The organism is Alphaproteobacteria bacterium LSUCC0719 (genome assembly GCA_040839025.1).
Taxonomy (GTDB): Bacteria; Pseudomonadota; Alphaproteobacteria; order Puniceispirillales; family Puniceispirillaceae; genus UBA8309.
The window spans coordinates 1-1,156 of the sequence record JBFPJN010000020.1; the positions used below are offsets into that span (position 1 = coordinate 1).

Below are 1,156 nucleotides of genomic sequence, written 5' to 3' on the forward strand. Positions count from 1 at the left end.
CAGGCTCCCTTATGTGATAGCCGACAACCACTCCCACTTCTTGTCTATGCCGTAGCCATCGCCATACGCCTGACCGACGCCAGCCGTGGCCCAGCCGCCTATCTGGTCAATCATGTCGGAAGGACACTCTACGGCCCTCAGGCGGTCTCTGAGCGAGTGTCTGAAGGAGTGGATGACACACCCTTCAGGCACCCTTGGCCTCAGCCACTTGTTGATAGCGGCGGAGGCTGAGTTGGCATTGGTGGTGGTCGTCTTGTTGTATCGAGGGAAGGCGTGGGTGGACGAACCATTGACCTCCTTGATGCGCCTGGCAGCCCAGAGGGCCGAGCCAACCAGCGGTATTTGCCTCTGGCTGCCCTTCGTCTTCAAAGACCGCCAAGGATGCTGTGTGAGGTTGATGTAGGGGGTGTCGTCTTCCAGAACGATATCGTCGATGTGAAGACCGGCAGCCTCAGACAACCTCATGCCTGTGTCGGCGATGAGGGCGACAAGCCACCTGGCCTCATCGTCCTCCACTCTACAGTCTCGTTGTATGCGCCTGATGTTATCCAGCGGTATGGGCTTGCGTCTCTTATTGTCCTCAAGGTCCGGCAGATAGACACGAGAGAAGGCGTTGCGGCAGTCGAGACCGTGCTCCTGGATGCACAGGTTGATGATAGAGCGAATGGTCGAGAAGTTGCGTTTCACCGAGTTCGTCGTCAGTCCCTTGGCCAGAAGGTAATCACGAAGAGAGGCAGCGTCTGAGGATGAGTAGGCGTCTATCGGTCTATCGCCCAAGACGTCGATGACGGTCTGGATGTTCCTCTCGGCACCTCGACGGAACACCTTCCCCTTACCAACGCCCTTCAGCCTGAGGTAAAGCTCCAGCGCATCATGGAGTGTCTGTGATGAGGTAGAGGTGGTTGGTAGTGGTCTATCCCGAAGCAGATGCAAGCCGGGGATGTCGAGGTTGGCCAATCGCAACGACAACCAGTAATCCTCGAGCCTTTGGGCGATAGACATCCCAGCTCGGACAGCCTGTTCACGTCGGCTTGTCTTCAGGCAAATGACCACTCTCGACGACTTGTAGTGACGCTGGACATCCTTAGGGACACGCCTGACGAAGTAGTAGGTTGTGCCTCTTTGGTACACATATTGTACCACTCTACGGTTACCC

The 1,156-nt window shown here is 56.7% G+C and carries 1 protein-coding gene; it reads right to left on the minus strand.

All coding sequences use genetic code 11. From position 1 onward, the window contains the following. Nucleotides 1–9 precede the first annotated feature (9 nt). A complete protein-coding gene (locus AB3X55_13385; protein ID MEX0504577.1) occupies nt 10–1,143 on the minus strand; it encodes a DUF6538 domain-containing protein in 1,134 nt (377 codons plus the stop codon). Between the last annotated feature and the right edge of the window lie 13 nt (nt 1,144–1,156).